Here is a 21,220-nt window from a genome sequence, read left to right as displayed (position 1 = left end):
TTGGCTCCTTGTCTGGCTCAGGCCGCTTCGGCGGACGTGGAAGCGGAAGCGGCCGGCGCGGCGGCGGGCCGCGCGGTCGTGTCGTGTTGCGGCGCGCGATACGCGTGGTAATCGGCGATCGAGAAACGCGCGGTCGCCTGGCGGAAGCGCCACGTGAAGCCTGGCCACAGCGTCGTGTTCTTGCCGGTGCGCGGATCGAGATACCAGCTCTTGCAGCCGCCCGTCGACCAGATCGCCTTCTTCAGCTTGCCCTGCAGGTCGCTGTTGAACTGCGCCTCGACGAGCGGGCGCACCTCGATCGCGTCCGCGCGCTCGCGGCGCATCGCCTGCAGCGCGCCGAGGATGTATTCGATCTGCGACTCGATCATGAACACCATCGAGTTGTGGCCGAGGCCGGTGTTCGGGCCGACGATCATGAAGAAGTTCGGATAGCCGGGCAGCGTCGAGCCGAGGTACGCGTGCGCGCCGTCGCGCCACGCGTCGACGATGTCGAGGCCGCTGCGGCCGATGATCGCGCCGCGCGGGTACGGATCGGCGACCTGGAAGCCGGTGCCGTAGATCAGGCAGTCGACTTCATGACGCTTGCCGTCGATCGTCACGACCGCGTCGGCTTCGATATGGTCGATGCCGGTCGTGATCACGTCGACGTTCTTGCGCGACAGCGCCGGGTAATAGTCGTTCGAGATCAGCACGCGCTTGCAGCCGAGCGTGTAGTTCGGCGTGACGGTCTTGCGCAACTCCGGATCGGGAATCTGCTTGCGGATGTGCCGCAGCGCGAGCTTCTGCACGTTCTTCATCAGCGACGGATGGATCGCGAAGCCGAGCACGCGCGATTCGAGCATCCAGTAGATGCCGCTGCGCACGATCTTCTGCGTGAACGGCAGCGTGCGGAACAGCCATTTCTCGAAGCCGGTCAGGTTGCGGTCCGGCTTCGGCATGATCCACGGCGGCGTGCGCTGGAACAGCGCGAGTGCTTTCACGCGCGGCGCGATCTGCGGGACGAACTGGATCGCGCTCGCGCCGGTGCCGATCACCGCGACACGCTTGCCTTCGAGCGGGTAGTCGTGATCCCACTGCTGCGAATGGAACGCGCGGCCCTGGAAGGTTTCGACGCCGGGAATCGCCGGCAGCGCGGCGCGCGACAGGCCGCCCATGCCCGACACCAGCACGCGCGCGGACAGCCGCTTGCCGTTCGCGAACGTGAGGCGCCAGCGTTGCGCGGCTTCGTCGTATTCGGCGCGCTGCAACTCGTGATTCAGCCGCAGGTGCGGGCCGACGCCGAAGCGCTGCACGCAGTCTTCGAGATACGCGCGGATTTCCGGCTGCGGCGCGAACATGCGCGTCCAGCGCGGGTTCGGCGCGAACGAGAACGAATAGACGTGCGATTGCACGTCGCATGCACACCCGGGGTAATGATTGTCGCGCCACGTGCCGCCGACCGAGGCGGCCTTCTCGAGGACGACGAAGTCGGTCACGCCCGTCTGTTTCAGGCGGATCGCCATCCCGAGACCGGCGAAGCCGGTGCCGATGATGGCGATGTCGATGGTTTCGTCCAGGCCGTCATGGCCGGGTGGACCGAAAGGCAACGTGCGAGCATTCATCCGGGTGTCTCCGATTTGGCTCATTTTTGAATGTTACATTGTTTGATGTAACGATAGTGGGTGAACCCGGAAACCGCAAGAGGCTAGAAGCGGCGCTCTAAGGGCCGGAAGCCAGGCGGGAAAAGGCTGAGCGGGGTTTGGAACGGTCGGGTTTCCGCAATGCGGGATGAGCGGAAAAGGCCGCCGGCAGGGCGAGACAGGGAAGAAACGGGACCACCGGCGCGCGACGGTCCGTTTGAAACGGTATCAGGGACGGATCGATCGGGTGGCCGTCTCATGGAAAACCCCGGCCACGATCGTGACCTGCGCGAGCGCATAGAGGCCCCAGATCAGATAGTCGATGCCCGGAAAGCCGCCGAGGAACCGGCCGACGCCGATCAGCGTGTCGGAGCCGACGAAGATCAGGCTGCCGATCGCGACCAGCGGGCCGCGCGTGCGGGCGGCGAGCGCGAAGCTCGCCATCGCGCACAGCACGAGCATGTAGATGGCGACCGGCGCCAGCAACTCGCCGAGGTGCGGGAAGAATGCCGCGTAGAACGCCGGCGCGGCCATCCACAGCCCGACGAGCGCGACGATGCGCCAGCCGTGCGGCCGCGCGCGCCACCGGAAGAAGATCGCGCAGTAGCACACGTGCGTGAGCAGGAATGCGCCGAGGCCGAGAACGAACGACAACGGCCAGTCGGGCAGCGCGAGCAGCACGTCGCCGAGCACGGCGGTCGCGAGCGCCGCGCACAGCCACGCGCGTTCGCGCGGCGCGCCGCAGGTGCTGCCTGCCGTGAGCAGCAGGATGCCCATCGCAGCTTTCGCGGCGGCCTGGCCCGGATAGGGCGCGACGGCGAGCGACAGGCCGTACAGCAGCGCCGCGGCGATGGCGAGCGGCCACAGCCGGCGGTAGGGGGCGGGAAGCGTGGCGATCAAGGCGGGTGTCTCCGGTTTGTAGTTGTCTGCGGTGGACGCCGCGCCGTCGAGGGCGCGGCTGTCGGCCATTATCCGGAAGAACGGGCGCGCGAAAACCGGCGAATCCTTCTAGGAAACGACCGCGACGGGCGGCGGTGCCGCCGCCGGATTTTTCCGCGCGTTGCCCCGGCCGAACCGGGGCAACGGCGTCGATTCGGCTTGCTATGATCGCCGCGGTATTGCCGCTGTCGCTGTCGATGTCCCGCCTGGCCGCGCGACCGGATGCGCGAGCCGGTGCGTGCCGATGAATCCATGCCGTGCCCGGCCCGCGCCCTCAGAGCGCGCGGGCCGGCGCCGGCACCCCACGAAAACAGGTCCGACCATGACCGAACTTCTTCACGGCGACGGCGCGATCCGTCGCACGACGCCGTACGGTTCCTCGATCGAAAACACCTATGCGGGCGTGCTGTCGTTCATGCGCCGCAATTACTCGCGCGTGCTCGACGGCATCGACGTCGCGATCTCCGGCGTGCCGCTCGATCTCGCGACGACCTATCGTTCCGGTGCGCGGCTCGGGCCGGCCGCGATTCGCGCGGCAAGCGTGCAGCTCGCGGAGCTCAATCCGTATCCGTGGGGCTTCAACCCGTTCGACGACCTCGCGGCCGTCGACTACGGCGACTGCTGGTTCGACGCGCACAACCCGTTGTCGATCAAGCCGGCGATCGTCGAGCATGCGCGCACGATCCTGCGTTCGGGCGCGAAGATGCTGACGCTCGGCGGCGATCACTACATCACGTATCCGCTGCTGGTCGCGCACGCGGAGCGCTACGGCCAGCCGCTGTCGCTGATCCATTTCGACGCGCACTGCGATACGTGGGCCGACGACGATCCGGACAGCCTCAATCACGGGACGATGTTCTACAAGGCGGTGAAGGAAGGGCTGATCGATCCCGCGACGTCGGTGCAGGTCGGCATCCGCACGTGGAACGACGACTTTCTCGGGATCGAGCGGCTCGATGCCGCGTGGGTGCATGACCAGGGTGCGCGGGCGGCGGTCGAGCGAATCGTCGCGATCGTCGGTGCGCGGCCTGCGTACCTGACGTTCGATATCGACTGCCTCGATCCGGCGTTCGCGCCGGGAACGGGGACGCCGGTGGCCGGCGGGCTCTCGTCCGCGCAGGCGCTGGCGATCGTGCGGGGGCTCGGGGCGGTGAATCTGGTCGGGGCGGATGTGGTGGAGGTGGCGCCGGCGTACGATCACGCGGACATCACGGCGATCGCGGCCGCGCATGTGGCTTGCGATCTGCTGTGTCTGTGGCGGCAGAAGAAGGTGGCGGCGCGGTGACGCAGGTGAGCGGGCATGTGATGCGGAAGGCCGGCGGGCAGTTGCCCGCCGTTTTTTTATGACCGTCTGCGCGGATCTCGCGAGTAGCGCGGCGTTCAACCGCGCGTATCGACCCAGTGGCGCGCCCAGCGTGCCGAATGCGCGAGCGCCTGTGCCTCGCTCGCGAAGTAATCGAGCGAATAGAACTGGTAGCGGCCTTCGCCGTGCGTGCTATCGGCGCGTTCGAGCAGCAGGTTGGAGGAAAAACTCCCGTCGGGCAGGCGATGCGCCGAGGGTTGGACGGCATAGCCGTTGTATTGCTGAATTCGTTGGTTGTCCATTTTAATTTTAATGATGTTCGAGTGCGCGCGTGCCGTGCGAAATACGCACGGTTACGCCGATTCAAAGCCATTGCGAGCCGAATCAGACGCAGTCGGAAAGCGAAAATAAGGCGTTGCGGCCAGAGGGGGGATGAAGTGCAACGAGACGTGTAGCGCGTGGCGAGCTGCTGACTGAACAGATGCAGCTAAAAAGCCGGTCGCGCCAACTTGGGGAGACGAAGCTCCGTGGGAATATCGCTGCGACCCGGCGTCCGTCGTGGGAGGCCGGGCCCTTCAAACTTTACAGCGGCTTGATGTTCGCCGCCTGCAGACCCTTCGGTCCTTGCTTCGTTTCGAAGCTCACTTTCTGGTTTTCAGCCAGCGTCTTGAAGCCGTCGGCACGAATTTCCGAGAAGTGAGCGAACAGATCGTCGCCGCCGTTGTCCGGCGTGATGAAGCCAAAGCCTTTGCTGTCGTTGAACCACTTGACGATACCGGTATCCATGAAGATTCCTTGAGAAAAAATAGAGAAATTTGCTCTGTGGAAGAGCGCGTGAAGCGTCAAGGAGGGAGAGGACAACGAATACCGCTGAGGAGGAGCGAGCAATTGATGAACAGCAATCGGACTTCTTGGACTTCGGTGCCTACACTAACCGTCGCTGGGGCTCGCGTCAACCGTTATCTTGTAACTGTTTCGCAGCGTAGCCTGCGATGACGGACGCAGCGCGGTGGCGCCGTCTGGCTGGAATGCGCGCGGGCGCGGCTGCTGGCCATTTGCCGGCCCATGCTGGCGGCGGTCGTCACCTGCAATGGACGTCGGCCTTTCCTCCAGCCGGACACGCGCGCGTTGTCGCGAAAAGCCCACGCATGCATGACGGCGAAGGCCTTATGCGGTGTCGCCGTCGCCCTGCGTATCGCTCGTACCGGACTGCCGCGCGGCTTCGTCGCTGAGTTTCTTGTCGAGAATCGTCGCGACGCGGCCGCCCAGATACGCGCTCGCCGCATTCTCGAGCGCGCGGTTCGTCTCGCCTTCGACGAACACGGCCGCGAGCGGGCGCAGCCGCCAGATCGCGTCGACGAGCGCCGGCACGTCGGTGGCGGGCGGCAGCGTGCCTTCGTCATAGCGGTCGAGCCGCTTCACGACGAGATCGACGAGCAGCCGCGCGATCGCGTCGAAATGCGGCCGCGCGACGCTGATCACGTCGAGCAGTTCGCGCGGCGGAATCCCTTCCTTCGTCATCGCGGCGGCGGCCTCGAGCAGCGCGGGGCTTTTCGCGACGAACGACAGGCCGCGCCGTTCGAGCAGCCCGAGCTCGGTCACGCGCGACAGTTGCGTGGTTGCCTGCGGGCCGAACATCTGCGCGAGTTGCGCGAGTGAGTAGGTTTTCGGCAGCTCGTGCGACCAGCGGCCGCCGATCGCGTTTTCGAGGCCGAGGATCGAGCGCAGGTCGTGGCCTTCGTCGATCGCCTTGATCAGGTCCTGGATGTTCGACAGCGTGTAGCCGCGCGCGAGCAGATGGTTGATCAGCTTCAGGCGCGCGACGTGCGTGTCGTCGTAGATGCCGACGCGCCCGCGTTTCTCCGGCGGCGCGAGCAGCCCGCGATCCTGGTAGGCGCGGACGTTGCGCACGGTGGTATCGGACACGCGCGCGAGCTCGTCGACCGTGTACTCGTTGCGGGAATCCGGCGTGGCCTCGTCGGGCGTGGAATGAGTCTGTTTTGACATGCGGCCATTCTAGCGCGCCGGGGCAGGCTCGGGCGAGGCGGGGCGCGTGTTCGCGCCTTCGCCGAGCGGGCGCTGCAGCAGCGCCGTATCGATCCAGCGGCCGTGCTTGAAGCCGACCGCTTTCAGCTGGCCGGCCGGTTCGAAGCCGAACGCGCGATGCAGCGACGTCGAGCCGCCGGTGCCGCCGTCGGCGATCACCGCGATCATCTGCCGCCACGGGCCGTCTTCGCAGCGCGCGATCAGCGCGGCGAGCAACGCGCGGCCGATTCCGCGGCCGCGCTGCGCGTCGTCGATGTAGATCGAATCCTCGATCGCGAAGCGGTACGCGCTGCGCGTGCGGTACGGCGTCGCGTACGCGTAGCCGGCCACGCGGCCGTCGCATTCGGCGACGAGATACGGCAGCCCGTGGTTCAGCACCGCGTCGCGGCGTGCGCGCAGTTCGGCGACGTCGGGCGGCGTTTCCTCGAACGACGCGACGCTGTGGTGAACGTGGTGCGCATAGATCGCGTGGATCGCCTCGAGGTCGGCATCGGTCGCGTCGCGCACGACGCAGGCGGGAGTGTTGGACATGGCGGCAGGGCGGTCGGAATCAAAACGCTACTATGCCGGCCGCCGCCGCGCGTGGTAAAGCCGTTTGCGAGTTCGGCGGCTTACAACCGGCCGTCCGCCGCATGCACCGCATCGGCGATCGCGTCGGCGACGCGCTGTACGCGCGGCGACCGGCGCACGTCCGGGTGAACGACGAGCCAGATTTCGCGCTCGATGTCGCAACGCGGCGCGGCCGTCAGCTCGACGAGCGGCGCGCCGGCATGCGCGGCCGGATCGTCGACGAGAAACCGCGGCAGCAGCGCGACGCCGGCCCCGGCCGCGCACGCGCGATGCTGCGCGGCGAGGTCGTTGGCGATGAACGCAAAGCGGCGCCCGGCCGCGAAGCGTTCGAGCCATTGCTGCTGCGGCGTTTGCGCGAGCGCGTCGTCGTAGCCGATGAAGGGCCAGGTGTCGGGCGGCGCATCGGCCCATTCCGGCGCCGCGCACAGCGCGAAGCGCATCGTGCCGAGCCGGCGCGCGGCGAGCCCCGGCTCGCTCGGCCGCGACAGCCGTACCGCGAGGTCGGCTTCGCGCGCATACAGGTTGGCCGCATGCATCTCGCCCATCAGGTCGATCCGCAGCGCCGGCCACGCGCGCTGCGCGCGAGCCAGGCGCGGCGCGAGGAAATGGCTCGCGAACACCGGCGACGCCGATACGCGCACCACGCCGTCGAGCGCCGCCGCGCCTTGCGCGGCGCGCGCGAACGCATGCGCGTCGGCTTCGAGGCGCGTGGCGTGCTCGGCGAGGTGCAGCCCTTCGTCGGTCGGCGGCCAGCCGCGCGGCAGCCGGTCGAACAGCCGGATCCCGAGCGCCGACTCCAGCGCGTCGATGCGCCGCGCGACCGTCGAATGCTGGACCTGCAGCGCCCGCGCGGCGGCCGACAGGCTGCCGCCGCGCATCACCGCCAGGAAGTAGCGGATGTCGTCCCAGCTCATCGGCAGTGCGGGTGAGGCGACAGGATCACGATCGGTCGAATTTTGCACAGTAGATGGGCGTTCAGCGTGAATTCCGTTCGATTATGCACGATGGGATGATCGTGTCACTTCATTCGATAACGAGGAACGTCATGACCCAAACCGCCAATGCCATCCGGATCGGGATCGACCGTTACGGCGATGCCGGCGTGCTGCGCCGCGTCGATGCGCCCGTCGCGCCGCCCGGCGCCGGCGAAGTGCGGATTCGCCAGACCGCGATCGGCGTGAATTTCGTCGATATCTATTTCAGGACGGGCGCGCATGCATTGCCCGCGCTGCCGGACGCGCTCGGCGTCGAGGCGGCCGGCGTGATCGACGCGGTCGGGCCGGGCGTGACGGAGCTCGTGCCCGGTCAGCGCGTCGCGTATGCCGGCATGCCGAGCGGCAGCTATGCGAGCCTGCGCACGATGCCGGCCGAGCGCGTGCTGCCGATTCCAGACGGGCTGAGCGACGAAGCCGCCGCCGCCGGGCTGCTGAAGGGGATCACCGTCTACATGCTGCTGCATCGCGTGCGGCAGGTCGGCGCCGGCGACACGGTGCTCGTGCATGCGGCGGCCGGCGGCGTCGGGCTGCTGGCGACGCAGTGGGCGCGCGCGCTCGGCGCACGGGTGATCGGCACGGTCGGATCGGCCGCGAAAGCCGCGCTGGTGCGCGCGCACGGCGCGGAAGCGGTGGTCGATTATCGCGAGGCGGATTTCGTCGCGGCCGCGCGTGCCTTCGGCGGCGGTGCGGGCGTCGATTACGCGATCGACGGAATCGGCGGCGACGTGCTGACCCGCACGCTCGGCGCGATTCGTCCGTTCGGGATGGTCGCGAGCATCGGGCAGGTGGCCGCGATCGGCACGCGGCAGACGTTCGATCTCGACGAGCTGGGCCCGGCCCGTTCGATCGCGCTCGCGCGGCCGAGCGTGCTCGGTTTCATCGCGCGCGACGTCGGCGCGTATCGGGACGCCGCGCGGGCGACGCTCGACCGGCTGGCAGGCGGCATGCACGTCGAGATCGGCGCGCGCTTGCCGCTCGAACAGGCGGCCGATGCGCACCGGTTGCTGGAGTCGCGCGCGACGACGGGCGGTGTCGTGCTGTTGGCGTGATGGCGGGGGCGGGCGACTCGCGACGCGGCTCGACCCGACGGCCGTGTCGCGAGCCGCCGCTCGCTCAGTTGTGCGTGCGCAGCGGCGCATCTTCGACGAACCACGCGAGCACGAACGCGATCGCGATCACCGTCGCGGCCGACAGGTACACGACGTGCAGCGAGCCGGCGAACGCGTGCAGATACGCGTCGCGCACGGCGTTCGGCAGCTGGTGCACGGCGGCCGGGCCGAGCGCGGGCGGCAGCTCGGTGCCGGCCGGCAGCGCGTGCCTCATCCGCGCTTGCAGCCCGTGCGAGAACAGCGCGCCGAATGCGGCGACGCCGAGCGAGCCGCCGATCGAGCGGAACAGCGTCGCGCCCGACGTCGCCACCCCCATGTGCCGGAATTCGACCGTGTTCTGCACGGCGAGCGTCAGCACGGGCATCACCATCCCGAGCCCGATTCCGAGCAGCGCCATGTACGCGTACATCGTGTGCAGCGGCGTATCGAGCGTCAGCGTCGACAGCAGCGCCATCGCGACGCCGCCGATCAGCGTCCCGGCGATCGGGAACATCCGGTACGAGCCGAGCCGCGAGATCAGCCGCCCGCTGACGATCGACGTCACGAGCATCCCGCCCATCATCGGCAGCAACTGCATGCCGGCCTGCGACGGCGTCGAGCCCTTCACGACCTGCAGGTAGAGCGGGATGAACGTGACCGAGCCGAACAGCGCGATGCCGACCACGAACCCGATCAGGCTGACCAGCACGAAGGTGCGGTGACGGAACAGGTCGAGCGGCATGATCGGCTCGGCCGCCAGGCGCTCTTCATAAATGAAGCCGCCGATCGCGACGAGCCCGAGCACGAGCGTCATCCACAGCTGCGGCGACGTCCACGGCAGCAGCGAGCCGCCTTCGCTCGTGAACAGGATCACGCAGGTGAGGGCGGTCGCGAGGAACGTGGCGCCCAGGTAGTCGATCCGGTGCTTCACGTGCGCGGTGTGCGGCCGGAACGCCATGCCGATCACCGCGAGCGCGAGCAGGCCGAGCGGCAGGTTGATCGTGAAGATCCAGCGCCATGACAGGTGCTCGACCAGGAAGCCGCCGAGCAGCGGGCCGACGATCGTCGCGAGGCCGTAGACGCCGCCGAACATCCCCTGGTAGCGCGCCCGGCGATCGGGCGGGACCAGATCGCCGATCGCGGCCATCGTGACGACCATCAGGCCGCCGCCGCCGAGCCCCTGCAGCGCGCGCAGCCCGATCAGTTGCGTCATGTCCTGCGCGACGCCGCACAACGCCGAGCCGGCGAGAAACAGCACGATCGCGGCCTGCAGCACGATCTTGCGGCCGTACAGGTCGCCGAGCTTGCCGTACAGCGGCAGCACGACGGTGGACGACAGCAGGTACGCGGTGACGACCCACGACAACTGGTCGAGCCCGCCGAGTTCGCCGACGATCGTCGGCAGCGCGGTCGACACGATCGTCTGGTCGAGCGCGGACAGCAGCATGACGAGCAGCAGCGCGGCGACGATCAGCCCGGTCGGCGCGTCGCGGCGGGCCGCGTCGGCGGCCGGCGGAGTGAGGAGGGTGTCGGTTGTCATCGAGATATCTGCCATGGCAGGAAAACTGGACCGAAATATAGCCATGGATGATTGACTAGTCAATTTCTGCTCAGCCTCGATATGTTGCAGTCGTAACAGGAGATTGCCCGCCCGAAAGAAAAATTGACCACGGTCAGCCGGAAAGCGGGGACGGACTCAAGTTTCTTGCAGGCAAACCGTAATCCAGAGTGCTGCGGACCGATTGCCGCGGCACTTTTCATCGCTCACGTGCCGTCATGAACCTGAACGCCCTGTTTTCCCGTTTCTCGATCCGTACGCGGATTTTCTCCACGCTCGGCCTCGTCGCCGTGCTGCTCGTCGTATCGGGGCTGATCGGCCTCGCGGGCATGCAGAGCTCGAATCGCGCGCTCGACGAGGCCTATACGCGGCAACTGGCCGCGAAGACCGCGCTGTCCGCGGCGAGCCTGAACCTGACGATCGTGCGCACCACGCTCGACCGTGCGCTGCTGCATCCGGAAGCGCCGGACGTATCGGAACTCGTGAAGAAGGCCGAGGGCTATCTCGCGAAGGCCGACACGGCGTGGCGCAGCTACGCGGCGATGCCGCACGGCGACGACGAAGGCCCGCTCGCGAGCCGCCTCGATGCCGCGCGCCAGGCGCTGATCGGGCAGGCGCTGAAGCCGATGATCGATGCGATCCGCGAAGGGCGGCGCGACGAAGCCGACCGCTTGCTGATGACCGTCGCGCCGCCGTTGTCGGTCGCGCTCACGCAGGCGACCGACGCGCTCGATGCGTACCAGGCCGCGCGCGGCAAGGACGTGTACGACACCGCGCAGACCTATTACGGCTGGATGCGGATGGGCGCGATCGCGGGGATCGCGTTCGGGCTGGCCGCGTGCCTCGGCTGCGCGATCGGCCTGCATTTCGCGATCACGCAGCCGGTGAATCGTCTGCTGTCGCATTTCCGCCGCCTGTCGGAGGGCGACCTCACGTCGGAAGTGCGCTGGTCGTCGCGCGACGAGATGGCCGAGCTGGTCAAGGGCGTGACCGGCATGCAGCGCAGCCTCGCGGATACGGTGCGCCAGGTCAGCCAGGGTTCGGAAGCGATCTCGACGGCGACGCACCAGATCGCGGCCGGCAACACCGACCTGTCGCAGCGCACCGAAGAGCAAGCATCGGCGCTGCAGGAAACGGCCGCGAGCATGGAGCAACTGACGGCGACCGTGAAGCAGAATGCCGACCACGCGCTCGAGGCGCAGGCCTGCGCGGACAGCGCGAGCGAGATCGCGACGCGCGGCGCGACGGTCGTCGGCGAGGTGATCGGCACGATGAACGAGATCGACCAGAGCTCGCAGAAGGTCGCCGACATCATCGGCACGATCGAAGGTATCGCGTTCCAGACCAACATCCTCGCGCTGAATGCGGCGGTGGAAGCCGCGCGCGCGGGCGAGCAGGGCCGCGGCTTCGCGGTGGTCGCGGGTGAGGTGCGCACGCTGGCGCAACGCTCGGCGTCCGCGGCGAAGGAGATCCGCACGCTGATCGGCGAATCGGTCGAACGGGTCGCGACCGGCTCGCGGCTCGTCGGCATGGCCGGCACGACGATGCAGGACATCCAGCAGGCGATCGGCCGCGTGACGGGCATCATGACGGAGATCGCGGCCGCGTCGAGCGAGCAGCGCGACGGGATCGAGCAGGTGAACCGCGCGGTGTCGCAGATGGATCAGGTGTCGCAGCAGAACGCGGCGCTCGTCGAGCAGGCGGCCGCGGCCGCCGCGTCGCTCGAGGAACAGGCGGATGGGCTGCGTCGCGCGGTCGGCGCGTTCCGCGTCGCCTGAACCGAAATGACGGCGGCGCGATGACGGGCCGGCGCTCGCTCGCCGACCGCGTCGACCCGCGGCGTCAACCCGTTGCGAGTTGCGCGGCCGCGCGCGACGACGCGACGATCAGCAGCTTCATCGTCGCGCGCGTCGCACCGACGAACAGCTTGCGCGCGGCACGCGCGTCGAGCGTGTCGAAGTCGACTTCGGTGAGGATCACGCACGGCGCCGACTGACCCTTGAAACGGTAGATCGAATCGAGCAGCACATCGCCGTCGCGATACTCGGGGTTGCCGAACAGGTCGTACTTGCCGGTGAAGCGCTTGATCCGGTGCGGGCCGAGCTGGTCGAGCGGCGCGAGCACCGAGCCTTCGCGGCCGCGGTACGACAGCACCGCGATGTCCTGCTTGCGGAAGCCGAGCGACAACGCGTGCGTGATCGCACGCTTGGTCGCGTCGATGCAGGCTTGCGCCGAGGCGTCGCCCGACGCGCCATCGTCCCCGTAGGCCGACACCGACGGATCGGAGCCGTCGAACGGACTGCCCGAGCGCAGTTCGGCCGCGAGCGGCTCGACCCGGCCGACGACGTCGCGCACGAATTCGAGCAGGTCGCGCGGGCTGCGGTAATTCGTGAGTGCCTTCAGCGTGACCCAGCCGGGCAGTGCGACGGGTTCGCGCATGTACAGGTTCTGCAGCGGATCTTCCAGCCACCACCATGCGGCGTCCGGCGCCAGCAGGCGCTCGAGCGCGGCGGCCCACGGCGCATGGAAATCCTGCCCTTCGTCGACGACCAGCACGTCGAAGCGCCAGCGCTCGGGAATCGGCGCTTGCGCGAAGCGCGCCTCCAGCCGTTCGAATTCGCCGGGCACCTGGAAATCGGGCGTATAGCCGCCGTCGCGCGCGACCCAGTCGCACAGCTGGTGGTAGTTCGCGATCTTCGCGCCGGGCGGCGCGATGCGCGTGATGTAATCGGCGAGCGGCCGGTTGAAGCAGACGTACAGCACCCGTTTGCCGGCCGCGACGGCATCGCGCATCACCCGCACCGCGAGCTGCGTCTTGCCCGAGCCGGCGGTGCCGGTGACGCGCAGCCGGAACGGCGCGAATTCGAGCTGGCGCGCCCAGGCGGCGAGCCCGCCCGACAGCCGGGTGACGAGCGTGCCGGCCTGGCCGACGAGTGCGCTCGTGTCGGGCGTGAGCGCGAGCTCGTCCGCGAGGAAATGGTGGAGCTTCGGCGCGTTCGGAAAGGGTTCGTCGGCCTCGGGCAGGATCTGCAGGATCACCTGCCCGAGCTGCGCCTTGCGCGACGCATCGACGATGCGCTCGGGCGCGACGCCGGCGATCGACGCGTCGCGGATCGAGTAGTCGGGGCAGTACAGCAGCGCCTCGACGCCGTAGACGCCCGCGCCGAGCGCGGCCGTCAGGCGCCGGTGCAGCGTCTCCTGCGTGCGCGCGAGCTGGATCGGGACATTGCGCTCCTTCTGCAGGTAGACCTTCACGAGCCCTTTCGGCGTTTCGCGCAGGAAGCCGGCTTTCTGCTCGATCAGCAGCACGCGGCCGGCCGGGCTCACGACGACGAACGCGGCTTCGCCGAACACCGAGAACGCCTGATCGGCGCGTGTCCAGTGGACGCCGTGATACACGGTGTAGCCGTCGGGCAGCGCGTGTTCGAGCGCGGCGAGCGTTTCGCGCTCGCGTTCGGCCGCGCCGGTCGCGGCGAGGCTTTTCCAGTCGTCGGGGATGAGGCGGGCCATGGCGTCGGGCGGCGGATGCCGGCGTGGGCGTGAACGGGTGCGGCTATTGTACTGAGGAACCCGCTCATGCCCGCGGCGCGGGCGGTGGCCATTCGACGGGCGGCCGGCCCGGCGGACGTCAGCCGCGCGCGAGCCGCTTCGCGAGATCGGCGCTGAGGATCGCCATGCGCGCGGGTTTTTCGTAGCACACCACGTCGAACGCGCGGATCACTTCGCTGATGTCGGCTTCGCTCGCACGGCCGGTGAGCAGGTCGCCCGTCAGCACGAAAATCGGCGCGCCCGGGTTGTCGGACGTGCGCACGGCCTTGATCGCGGTGGCGGCCGTGCTGTCGTCGAACAGCCATTCGGTCAGGACCGCGTCGAAGGCCTGGCCCTGCAGCGCGTCGACGAACGGCGCGAGACCGTCGAATGCGGCCGTCGCGAAACCTTGCCGTTCGAGATAGCGGCACAGCTCGGTCGCGCTGACGCGATCCGGGTCGATCACCGCGACGACGAGCTTGTCGCTCTCCGCGCGGCGCGGGTAGATCTCGATCTTGTGCACGTCGTATGCGTTCTGGTACAGCACGCCGGTATGGCGCAGCACGCGCCAGCGGCCGTTCTGTTCGTACGCGACGAACTCGGGGCGCGCGCCGGCTTCGAGCGGCGCGCCGATCCAGGCGGTGCACGGAATCTCGGCGACGCCCGCATACAGGACGGCTTCCTGGGAATAGGCGCCGACCATGCCGGGGTCGAGCGTTTGCGCGCCGAACAACTGGGCGGCGGGTTCGCCGTACGCTTCGGCGACTTTCTTGATCTGCGCGAGCGTCCAGGGGCTGCTGCCGCGCAGTTTGCGGTGGCCTTGCGAGAAACTCAGATCGAGGATGCGGCACAGCTCGGTGGTCTGCTGGCGCTTGCCGATGCCGTTGCGGGTCATCAGCTCGCGCACGCGCTCGGCAACCGCGAGGGAATCCGTGGTGATTGCTTCAGTGGTCATGCTACGGGAACGGATCGTGACGTTCAGAACGACGCCTTGCGGCAGTCTCGGCGGACAGTCTTCATGACGTCCAATGGCGAGCCGACCGGCCACGCACGGAAAAGATAACTTTACCGCAAAATGGTCGTCATTCAGTGTTGTGAAAGGTGCGTTTGTGTGAAAGGTGTGTCATGAAGTTACGCTCGACCGGCCCGAGCGCGCGGGCGCGACGGTGCGTTCGACACCGGTCGGTCCGGATTCCGGTGGGCCGGGATGCGATTCCACCCAAGGCGGCAGGTAATCGCCGCGCGATGCACCAACGCAGGGCGCATGCTCGCCCGAACCGAGGTATCGGACCCGTTTTGCAGGATATCGCGCGACGGCCGGCGGAGGCGCTGGCAGGGCGATCGATCGACGGTTTCTTCTAGTGAAACCGGCGTGGATACATTTGCGAAGTCGACGAAGCTGCATGCTACGATTTCGCCGTCTCAAAAAAGTGTTGAACCGATGCAGAAGAAATTCTTGATGCGCGGATACGAAATGAACTGCGAGCCGCGCGTGACGGAGACCGGCAAATACGCCGCGCAGGTCGAGGTCACGAAGGTGGGTTTCAGCCGTGAGGCTGCGTTCCGCAAGCTGGGTGAATTCGATACCGAAGCCGAAGCGGTCGCGTACGCGAGACAATTCTCCGAAGAGTGGTTGAGCCGCTATGCGTAGGTAGTGCCGCGTGTGCCCGTGCCCGTGCAATGCGGGCCTCCGGTTGACCGGCGGCGCGGCGCCCCGAACGGCTGGAATTCCTGCCTGAATATTGCGAATGCGCCCGGAAATTTGTAGATTGACGACTCCTGTTGTGAGATATCGATCGTCCGAAGGCAACGCAATTGGAGACTGCGAATGTCCACTTTGTGCATGCAGACCGTCGTTCACGGCAAAACTGTCCAGGTCGTGCTGTCGCCGGAGCGGCGTACGGCCCGGATCGACATCGTCGATGACGAAACCGGCAGCTATCCGCCCCGCACGATGAGCATCGAGCAGTACGTCGACGCCGGCATGGCCGACGACGAAATCGCGCGGCATGTGCTCGAAGTCGTCACGATGTCGATCGAGCAGCTTGCGAGGCTGCAGCCGTTCGACCGCGCGGCAGGCACTCAAACGCGCTATTCGCACTGACGGCGCTTGGGCAGCGGCTGCTCCCGCGCAGACCGCAGTTCCGGCTGAATCGCCGCGTGGCTGATCGAGCGTTCGACATGTCGTCGTCGAGCCGGCATGCATCGGTCGCGCGTTCGCGCTACGCCGGCATGTACAGGAACGGCTCGCCGTCTTCCCGCTCGACGGACAGCAGCCGTTTGAGCTGATCCAGCGCGAACAGTTGCTTGCCGTCCGCCGCCGCCTCGGCGATCGCGGCGTCGACCAGCTTGCGCGCCCGCGCCAGGATCACGGATCGCTGCCGCGCAATCTCGAGCACCATCCGTTGCTCGACGTTCTGCCGATTCGATTTCCTGTCGCTCAGGTGACGCCAGCGATCGCGAAGCTCGGCCCACGTGATGCGCTGAAATTCCGGAATCGTGCACGGCAGCGTGCCGGCCTCGGCCGGCTCGGGCTGCGCGCGCAACGCGCCGCGCAGTGCCGCGCGGGCACGCCATTCGTCCGAAAACGGCGCATACACGTCGCGCGTGCGGCCGATCGGATTCGCGCGCTCGATTTCCTTTTCGAGCAGGTAGCCGAGCCGCCGAAGCGCGGACCCATGCGCGAGCATGTCCGGATCGAGCACGCGGATGCGGCGCGATGCGTCCGCGACGTGGGCTTTCAATTCCCACAGCGTCAGGCGGAGGTGCTGCACTTCGAGTATCAGGCGCTGCACGTCCGCGTAGGTGCAGTGCGTCCACCATTCGGTGAGGTCGTTCAGCTTGGGAGGATCGAATGGGGGGAGGATCATTTTTACTGCGATGACACTGTATGGATATACAGTTTATCTCGTGCCGAACCGGGATCGTCAAGCCGAAAAAACGGGGCCGGTCGGCGGGCGGGCCTGGATGTGGGGATGGGGCGGGGTCCGGATCGCGCGCCGCCCGCTTCATGTGACGACGTTGCCGCGATAAGCTTGGCCGGCCATGCATTGATACCCGACAGAAAACAATGACCACCACTTATCCGCTGCACGACGCATTGAGCCACGCCGCTACGGCGTTTCCGGTCGAGGCCGACGTCGTGATCGCCGGCGCCGGCATCATGGGCTGCGCGGCCGCTTACTACCTCGGCCTGCGTGGCCTGAAAGCCGTCGTGCTCGACAAGTCGCGCATCGCCGGCCAGCAATCGACGCGCGCGTGGGGCTTCGTGCGCCAGCAGGGGCGCGAATCCGCCGAAGTGCCGCTGATGATGGCCGGCATGCGAATCTGGGAAGGCCTGGAGCAACAACTCGGCTTCGATCTCGAATGGCGGCAGGGCGGCTGCCTGTACCTGGCCGACAACGAAGACGACTGGGCGTCGTTCCAGGCATGGCTCGCCGTCGCGCGCGAGCACGGGCTCGACACGCGCACGCTGACGCGCACCCAGATCGACGAACGCGTGAGCGGACTGTCGACGCAGGCGCGTACCCTCGGCGGCTTGTATACGGCGACCGACGGGCAGGCCGAGCCGCGCCGCGTGGCCGCCGCGTTCGCGGCGCGCGCGACCGAGGCCGGCGCGCGTTTCTTCGAAGGCTGCGGCGTCACCGCGATCGAGACGGCCGGCGGCGCGGTCGTCGGCGTCGCGACCGAACGCGGCACGATCCGCACGCGGCGCGTGATCTGCGCGGCCGGCGCGACCAGTTTCCGGCTGCTCGACGGCGTCGGCATCCGGCTGCCGCAGCAGGCCGTGCGCGGCACCTGCATGCGCACCAACGTGGTCGCGCCGGTGTCCGCGGCGACCGTGTGGGGCCATGGTCTCGGCATCCGGCAGCGCAAGAACGGCGCGATCAATCTCGCCGACGACATGCAGGTCGACGTCGATCTGACGCTCGGTCACCTGCGCGGATTGAGCCTCTTCTGGCCGGAGTTCTGGTCGCAGCGCGACAAATTCCGGCTGCACCTGAATGCATCCGCATGGCGCGACGTGCTCGCCCGCATCCACGGCACGACCGGGCCGATCGAGCCGCGCGATCCGCAACCGCAACCGAATCGCGCGCATGCGCCGCGTGCGCTCGCGAAGCTCAAGGCGATCTTTCCCGCGTTGAAGGATGCGCAGATCGTCGAGGCGTGGGCCGGCCTGATCGACGTGCTGCCCGACGGCATTCCGGTGATCGATGCGCCCGGCACGCCGTCGGGGCTCGCGATCGCGACGGGGTTCTGCGGTCACGGTTTCGCGATGGGGCCGATCGTCGGCCGGCTGCTCGCCGAATGGATCGACACGGGCGCGCCGTCACTCGACCTGTCGGCGTTTCGCGCACGGCGTTTCGTCGACGGCACGATGGTGCGGCCGCGCAGCATGCTGTGACGGCCGGGCGCACGCGTTCCCGTCGTAGAATCGAGCCCGCATCCTTCAGGAGATTCCCCCGTTGGCCACGCCATCCGATCAGCGCCGCTCCTTGCGCATGCGCCTGCGCCGCGCCCGCAATCCGTGGCAGGCGCCGCGTGCGCGCACGCTGTTCACGCGCCCGGCGACCTCGCCGCGGCGCACGCTGCTGTTCCGCCTCGGTGCGGTCGTGCTGTTGTGCACGCTCGCGTTCCTCGTGCTGTATCTCGATCGCGACGGCCTGCGCGATTCGACCAAGAGCACGCCGATGACCGTGGCCGATCTCGTGTACTTCACGATGGTCACGGTCGCGACGGTCGGCTATGGCGATATCGTGCCCGTCACGGCGCGGGCGCGCCTGCTCGATGCGTTCTTCATCGTGCCGATCCGCATCGGCATCTGGTTCATTTTCCTGGGCACGGCGTATCAGTTCGTGATCCAGCGCGTCATCGAGGAATTCCGCATGAAACGCCTGCAGAAGCAACTGTCCGATCACATCGTCGTGTGCGGTTATGGCCTGTCGGGGTCGATCGCGGTGCGCGAGTTGCTGGAGAGCGGCGTCGATCCGGCGACGATCATCGTGATCGATTCGCAGCAGCAGGCTCTCGAGGCGGCGACGTCGCTCGGCGTGACGGGATTGCTCGGCGATCCGGCGCACGAGGATCTGCTGCAGCAGGCGCAGGTGCGCGCGGCGAAGGCCGTGATCATTTCGGTGACGGACGATCCGACTGCGATCCTGTTGACGCTGTCGGTGCGCAGCATCGCGCCCGATACGAAGATCGTCGTGCGGATCCAGGAGAACCTGTACCAGCGGCAACTGCGGCAGGCCGGCGCGGACGTGATCGTGTCGTCGACGAAGATCGGCGCGCTGTTGCTGGCGGACGCCGTCCATAGCCGCTACATCGTGCCGTTCGTGAACGACATGCTGTCGACGCGCGGGCGCGCGACGCTGCTGGAGCGCGAGGCGTTGCCGCATGAAATCGGCTGCCTGACGAACGTCGTGCCCGGAGCGATCGTGGTCGGGCTCGACCGTTGCGGGAAGATTCATTCGTTTTACGAGGATCCGCCGTGCCGGATCGAGGCGGGCGATACGCTGGTGGTGATTCAGTCGGCGCGGATTCCGGATCCGGATGTGTGACAGAGAAGCGGGTTGCGCCGAGCGCGATGCGTCGCATACGCCTGCTGGCCATACCTAGCGCCCCATCTCCCGCGCAACTTCCACGATCTGCTGCCGCAGCCAACCATGCGCGGGATCGTCGTGTGTGCGTTCGTGCCAGATCATCGACGGCGAGAAAGACGGCACCTCGACCGGCAACTTCACGAGTGTGACCGGCATCGACAACGCGACATGCCGCGCCAACCGTTGCGGCAGCACTAGCGTCATGTCGCTCTTCGCGACCACCATCGGCGCCACCAGGAAATGCGGTAGCCGCATTGCAATCCGCCGGTGCAGCCCTTGCCGCGCGAGCGCTGCGTCGACGAGTTCTCCACCCCGGCCGCCGATCGTCACCAGCACGTGCGACAGCGCGGCGAAACGCTTCGGTGTCAGCCGCGCCGACAGTGCTGGATGCCCGTTCCGCACGATGCAGACCAGATTGTCGTCATAGAGCTTTCGACGATAGATGCCGGCGGGCAACGTATCGTCGTCGAATACGCCGAGCGCGATACCTGCGGTGCCATCCGTCACGAGTTCGACGTTATTGCTGCGTGACGGCGGAACATCGAGATCCAGTCCCGGCGCGCTTCGTTCCAGCCGCGCATTCACATCCGGAATCAGCGTCAACGCCATGTGATCAAGGCTCGCGATCGAGAACAGTCCGCGCGCGGTGGCCGGGTCGAACACCGCAGGCGCGACGATGCCTGCCGCTTCCGTCAGTACACGCGACACGCGCTGCGCAAGCGATGCCGCGCGCGGCGTGAATTCCAGCCCCTTCGGCGTGCGCACGACGACACGATCGTGAAGCAGCGTGCGCAGCCGGCCCAACGCGCGGTTCGCAGCGGGCTGGGTCAGGCCGAGCCGCATGCCGGCACGCGTGACGCTGCGTTCCTTGAGCAATGCGTCGAGCAGCTTGAGCAGGTTGAGATCGACGGACCGTAAATCCGCTTCGTGCATGTTTGACATGATCGGTATGCATTTGAGTTATGTGAGGTCAGCGTACATCATCGAAACCATCGCTCCAACCGGTGGAGCGGCTATTGGGAGAACACATGTACGTTGTCACGGGTGTCACAGGACGCACGGGGGCCGTCGCCGCCCGGGTGCTGATCGATGCAGGGGTTCCGGTTCGCGTGGTCGTGCGCGATCGAGCGAAGGCGGTGCGCTGGACGGAGCTGGGTGCGGAAGTGGTGGTTGCCGATCTGGCCGATTCCGCTGCGTTGATGCAGGCGTTCGCCGGCGCGCGCGGTGCATATCTGGTCAAGCCGCCCAACTATGCGCTGGAAAATCTGTTCGAGCACGCGGACGTGACGGCGCGTGCCGTCGCCGCGGCGGTTCGCGCGACGGGCTTGCCGAAACTCGTGTTGCTGTCGTCGGTCGGCGCGGACCGGTCGGCCGGCACCGGCGTGATTGCGACCAACCGGACGGCCGAGCAGCGGTTGGCCGAACTGGGCATACCGGTCGCGTTCCTGCGGGCCGCCTACTTCATGGAGAACTGGGCGCGCGTCGTCGAGCCGGTCCGCGTGCAGGGTATCCTGCCGAGTCTGCTCGGGCCGGTCGAACGGGCGATCCCGATGGTCGCGACCGAAGACATCGGCCGCGTTGCGGCGGAAATGCTGCAGGAAGACTGGAACGGTGTCCGGAAGGTCGGGCTGGCGGGGCCGAGCGCGTATTCACCGGCCGACATCGCGGATGCCTTTGCGCGCGTGCTGAATCGGCCGGTGCGACCGGTGGCGCTCGAGCCGTCCGCATGGGCCGGGGTGCTCGCGATGAACCCGTTCTCGACTGCCGCGATCGATGGTTTCATCGAACTGAATCGCGGGCTGAACAACGGCCATATCGGCTTCGAAAGCGACGCAACGGTGGAACTTCGCCACGGGCGCGTGCCGTTCGAGCATGTCGCCGAGGATATCCTGCGGGCGTAACGCCGCGCGTTCGCATTCCATCCGGCTCTATTGCGGGGCCGCTCAATCCTTTCGTACCCGCGCCGTGCCT

The 21,220-nt window shown here is 67.6% G+C and carries 20 protein-coding genes; 8 read left to right on the top strand and 12 right to left on the bottom strand.

Translation table 11 applies throughout. From position 1 onward, the window contains the following. Nucleotides 1–17: 17 nt before the first annotated feature. Both MMB92_RS08450 and MMB92_RS08445 read right to left on the bottom strand, forming a co-directional pair. Nucleotides 18–1,601 (bottom strand): NAD(P)/FAD-dependent oxidoreductase, encoded by a 1,584-nt coding sequence (locus MMB92_RS08450; RefSeq protein WP_277562644.1) that lies wholly within the window; start codon nucleotides 1,599–1,601, stop codon nucleotides 18–20. Between the two features lie 246 nt (nucleotides 1,602–1,847). Then, nucleotides 1,848–2,519, bottom strand: a complete 672-nt coding sequence (locus tag MMB92_RS08445; protein WP_077189433.1) for a lysoplasmalogenase — start codon at nucleotides 2,517–2,519, stop codon at nucleotides 1,848–1,850. Between the two features lie 361 nt (nucleotides 2,520–2,880). On the opposite strand from MMB92_RS08445, the gene speB reads away from it, so the two are divergent. Next, nucleotides 2,881–3,843, top strand: coding sequence for an agmatinase (gene speB / locus MMB92_RS08440; protein ID WP_062910418.1), 963 nt, complete (start codon nucleotides 2,881–2,883; stop codon nucleotides 3,841–3,843). 95 nt (nucleotides 3,844–3,938) lie between these two features. Here the strand turns inward: speB and MMB92_RS08435 are convergent, their stop codons facing one another. The 5 genes from MMB92_RS08435 to MMB92_RS08415 form a co-directional block, all read right to left on the bottom strand. Next, on the bottom strand, nucleotides 3,939–4,163 hold the full coding sequence (locus tag MMB92_RS08435) for a hypothetical protein (RefSeq protein WP_006485967.1): 225 nt from the start codon (nucleotides 4,161–4,163) through the stop codon (nucleotides 3,939–3,941). 280 nt (nucleotides 4,164–4,443) lie between these two features. Continuing rightward, entirely contained in the window at nucleotides 4,444–4,647 is a 204-nt protein-coding gene (locus MMB92_RS08430) for a cold-shock protein (protein WP_006485974.1), read from the bottom strand. 381 nt (nucleotides 4,648–5,028) lie between these two features. Continuing rightward, nucleotides 5,029–5,868, bottom strand: a complete 840-nt coding sequence (locus tag MMB92_RS08425; protein ID WP_006485961.1) for a MerR family transcriptional regulator — start codon at nucleotides 5,866–5,868, stop codon at nucleotides 5,029–5,031. 9 nt (nucleotides 5,869–5,877) lie between these two features. Beyond that, a complete protein-coding gene (locus tag MMB92_RS08420; RefSeq protein ID WP_062884803.1) occupies nucleotides 5,878–6,438 on the bottom strand; it encodes a GNAT family N-acetyltransferase in 561 nt (186 codons plus the stop codon). Nucleotides 6,439–6,518: 80 nt separating this feature from the next. Further along, nucleotides 6,519–7,391 carry a LysR family transcriptional regulator gene (locus tag MMB92_RS08415; protein WP_059720759.1) on the bottom strand — a complete coding sequence of 291 codons (873 nt, stop codon included), beginning with the start codon at nucleotides 7,389–7,391 and terminating at the stop codon, nucleotides 6,519–6,521. A 131-nt stretch (nucleotides 7,392–7,522) separates the two neighbouring features. Between MMB92_RS08415 and MMB92_RS08410 the strand changes: the two genes are divergently transcribed. After that, a complete protein-coding gene (locus MMB92_RS08410; RefSeq protein ID WP_060211204.1) occupies nucleotides 7,523–8,521 on the top strand; it encodes a quinone oxidoreductase in 999 nt (332 codons plus the stop codon). Between the two features lie 64 nt (nucleotides 8,522–8,585). Here MMB92_RS08410 and MMB92_RS08405 read toward each other — a convergent pair whose 3' ends face one another. After that, nucleotides 8,586–10,100, bottom strand: a complete 1,515-nt coding sequence (locus MMB92_RS08405) for an MDR family MFS transporter (protein WP_105866439.1) — start codon at nucleotides 10,098–10,100, stop codon at nucleotides 8,586–8,588. A gap of 236 nt (nucleotides 10,101–10,336) precedes the next feature. On the opposite strand from MMB92_RS08405, the gene MMB92_RS08400 reads away from it, so the two are divergent. Then, complete coding sequence (locus MMB92_RS08400; RefSeq protein WP_006496958.1) at nucleotides 10,337–11,896, top strand: methyl-accepting chemotaxis protein; 1,560 nt, start codon at nucleotides 10,337–10,339, stop codon at nucleotides 11,894–11,896. Between the two features lie 64 nt (nucleotides 11,897–11,960). Here the strand turns inward: MMB92_RS08400 and MMB92_RS08395 are convergent, their stop codons facing one another. Further along, complete coding sequence (locus MMB92_RS08395) at nucleotides 11,961–13,628, bottom strand: ATP-binding domain-containing protein (RefSeq protein ID WP_275524298.1); 1,668 nt, start codon at nucleotides 13,626–13,628, stop codon at nucleotides 11,961–11,963. A gap of 118 nt (nucleotides 13,629–13,746) precedes the next feature. Continuing rightward, nucleotides 13,747–14,601 (bottom strand): helix-turn-helix domain-containing protein, encoded by an 855-nt coding sequence (locus MMB92_RS08390; RefSeq protein WP_006485970.1) that lies wholly within the window; start codon nucleotides 14,599–14,601, stop codon nucleotides 13,747–13,749. Between the two features lie 486 nt (nucleotides 14,602–15,087). Here MMB92_RS08390 and MMB92_RS35255 point away from each other — a divergent pair, with 486 nt between their 5' ends. Together MMB92_RS35255 and MMB92_RS08380 are read left to right on the top strand one after the other, a co-directional pair. After that, the gene (locus tag MMB92_RS35255; RefSeq protein WP_011547465.1) at nucleotides 15,088–15,297 is read left to right on the top strand and encodes a hypothetical protein; all 210 of its coding nucleotides are present in this window, start codon (nucleotides 15,088–15,090) and stop codon (nucleotides 15,295–15,297) included. A gap of 177 nt (nucleotides 15,298–15,474) precedes the next feature. Then, on the top strand, nucleotides 15,475–15,750 hold the full coding sequence (locus MMB92_RS08380) for a hypothetical protein (RefSeq protein WP_012493391.1): 276 nt from the start codon (nucleotides 15,475–15,477) through the stop codon (nucleotides 15,748–15,750). Nucleotides 15,751–15,868: 118 nt separating this feature from the next. On the opposite strand, the gene MMB92_RS08375 is transcribed toward MMB92_RS08380, so the two are convergent. Further along, on the bottom strand, nucleotides 15,869–16,516 hold the full coding sequence (locus MMB92_RS08375) for a hypothetical protein (protein WP_058903236.1): 648 nt from the start codon (nucleotides 16,514–16,516) through the stop codon (nucleotides 15,869–15,871). A gap of 200 nt (nucleotides 16,517–16,716) precedes the next feature. Here MMB92_RS08375 and MMB92_RS08370 point away from each other — a divergent pair, with 200 nt between their 5' ends. Beyond that, the gene (locus tag MMB92_RS08370; RefSeq protein ID WP_048988016.1) at nucleotides 16,717–18,051 is read left to right on the top strand and encodes an FAD-binding oxidoreductase; all 1,335 of its coding nucleotides are present in this window, start codon (nucleotides 16,717–16,719) and stop codon (nucleotides 18,049–18,051) included. Between the two features lie 61 nt (nucleotides 18,052–18,112). Then, nucleotides 18,113–19,207, top strand: coding sequence for a potassium channel family protein (locus tag MMB92_RS08365; protein WP_012493390.1), 1,095 nt, complete (start codon nucleotides 18,113–18,115; stop codon nucleotides 19,205–19,207). A gap of 54 nt (nucleotides 19,208–19,261) precedes the next feature. On the opposite strand, the gene MMB92_RS08360 is transcribed toward MMB92_RS08365, so the two are convergent. Beyond that, nucleotides 19,262–20,182 (bottom strand): LysR family transcriptional regulator, encoded by a 921-nt coding sequence (locus tag MMB92_RS08360; protein WP_277562670.1) that lies wholly within the window; start codon nucleotides 20,180–20,182, stop codon nucleotides 19,262–19,264. Between the two features lie 95 nt (nucleotides 20,183–20,277). On the opposite strand from MMB92_RS08360, the gene MMB92_RS08355 reads away from it, so the two are divergent. Next, nucleotides 20,278–21,150: an NmrA family NAD(P)-binding protein gene (locus MMB92_RS08355; RefSeq protein WP_062910421.1), complete on the top strand. Its 873-nt coding sequence runs from the start codon at nucleotides 20,278–20,280 to the stop codon at nucleotides 21,148–21,150. The last annotated feature ends 70 nt before the right edge of the window (nucleotides 21,151–21,220 follow it).

The organism is Burkholderia sp. IO2 (assembly GCF_029522185.1).
Classification (GTDB): domain Bacteria; phylum Pseudomonadota; class Gammaproteobacteria; order Burkholderiales; family Burkholderiaceae; genus Burkholderia; species Burkholderia cenocepacia.
This window is presented reverse-complemented; position numbering and strand designations above follow the sequence as displayed.

What these genes read in the sequence shown, in the direction of transcription:
- MMB92_RS08395 (WP_275524298.1), bottom strand. Translation starts at nt 13,628, where the DNA reads ATGGCCCGCCTCATCCCCGACGACTGGAAAAGCCTCGCCGCGACCGGC.
- MMB92_RS08390 (WP_006485970.1), bottom strand. Translation starts at nt 14,601, where the DNA reads ATGACCACTGAAGCAATCACCACGGATTCCCTCGCGGTTGCCGAGCGC.
- MMB92_RS08370 (WP_048988016.1), top strand. Translation starts at nt 16,717, where the DNA reads ATGACCACCACTTATCCGCTGCACGACGCATTGAGCCACGCCGCTACG.
- speB (WP_062910418.1), top strand. Translation starts at nt 2,881, where the DNA reads ATGACCGAACTTCTTCACGGCGACGGCGCGATCCGTCGCACGACGCCG.
- MMB92_RS08415 (WP_059720759.1), bottom strand. Translation starts at nt 7,391, where the DNA reads ATGAGCTGGGACGACATCCGCTACTTCCTGGCGGTGATGCGCGGCGGC.
- MMB92_RS08375 (WP_058903236.1), bottom strand. Translation starts at nt 16,516, where the DNA reads ATGATCCTCCCCCCATTCGATCCTCCCAAGCTGAACGACCTCACCGAA.
- MMB92_RS08355 (WP_062910421.1), top strand. Translation starts at nt 20,278, where the DNA reads ATGTACGTTGTCACGGGTGTCACAGGACGCACGGGGGCCGTCGCCGCC.
- MMB92_RS08435 (WP_006485967.1), bottom strand. Translation starts at nt 4,163, where the DNA reads ATGGACAACCAACGAATTCAGCAATACAACGGCTATGCCGTCCAACCC.
- MMB92_RS35255 (WP_011547465.1), top strand. Translation starts at nt 15,088, where the DNA reads ATGCAGAAGAAATTCTTGATGCGCGGATACGAAATGAACTGCGAGCCG.
- MMB92_RS08420 (WP_062884803.1), bottom strand. Translation starts at nt 6,438, where the DNA reads ATGTCCAACACTCCCGCCTGCGTCGTGCGCGACGCGACCGATGCCGAC.
- MMB92_RS08410 (WP_060211204.1), top strand. Translation starts at nt 7,523, where the DNA reads ATGACCCAAACCGCCAATGCCATCCGGATCGGGATCGACCGTTACGGC.
- MMB92_RS08360 (WP_277562670.1), bottom strand. Translation starts at nt 20,182, where the DNA reads ATGCACGAAGCGGATTTACGGTCCGTCGATCTCAACCTGCTCAAGCTG.
- MMB92_RS08430 (WP_006485974.1), bottom strand. Translation starts at nt 4,647, where the DNA reads ATGGATACCGGTATCGTCAAGTGGTTCAACGACAGCAAAGGCTTTGGC.
- MMB92_RS08400 (WP_006496958.1), top strand. Translation starts at nt 10,337, where the DNA reads ATGAACCTGAACGCCCTGTTTTCCCGTTTCTCGATCCGTACGCGGATT.
- MMB92_RS08405 (WP_105866439.1), bottom strand. Translation starts at nt 10,100, where the DNA reads ATGACAACCGACACCCTCCTCACTCCGCCGGCCGCCGACGCGGCCCGC.
- MMB92_RS08380 (WP_012493391.1), top strand. Translation starts at nt 15,475, where the DNA reads ATGTCCACTTTGTGCATGCAGACCGTCGTTCACGGCAAAACTGTCCAG.
- MMB92_RS08450 (WP_277562644.1), bottom strand. Translation starts at nt 1,601, where the DNA reads ATGAATGCTCGCACGTTGCCTTTCGGTCCACCCGGCCATGACGGCCTG.
- MMB92_RS08425 (WP_006485961.1), bottom strand. Translation starts at nt 5,868, where the DNA reads ATGTCAAAACAGACTCATTCCACGCCCGACGAGGCCACGCCGGATTCC.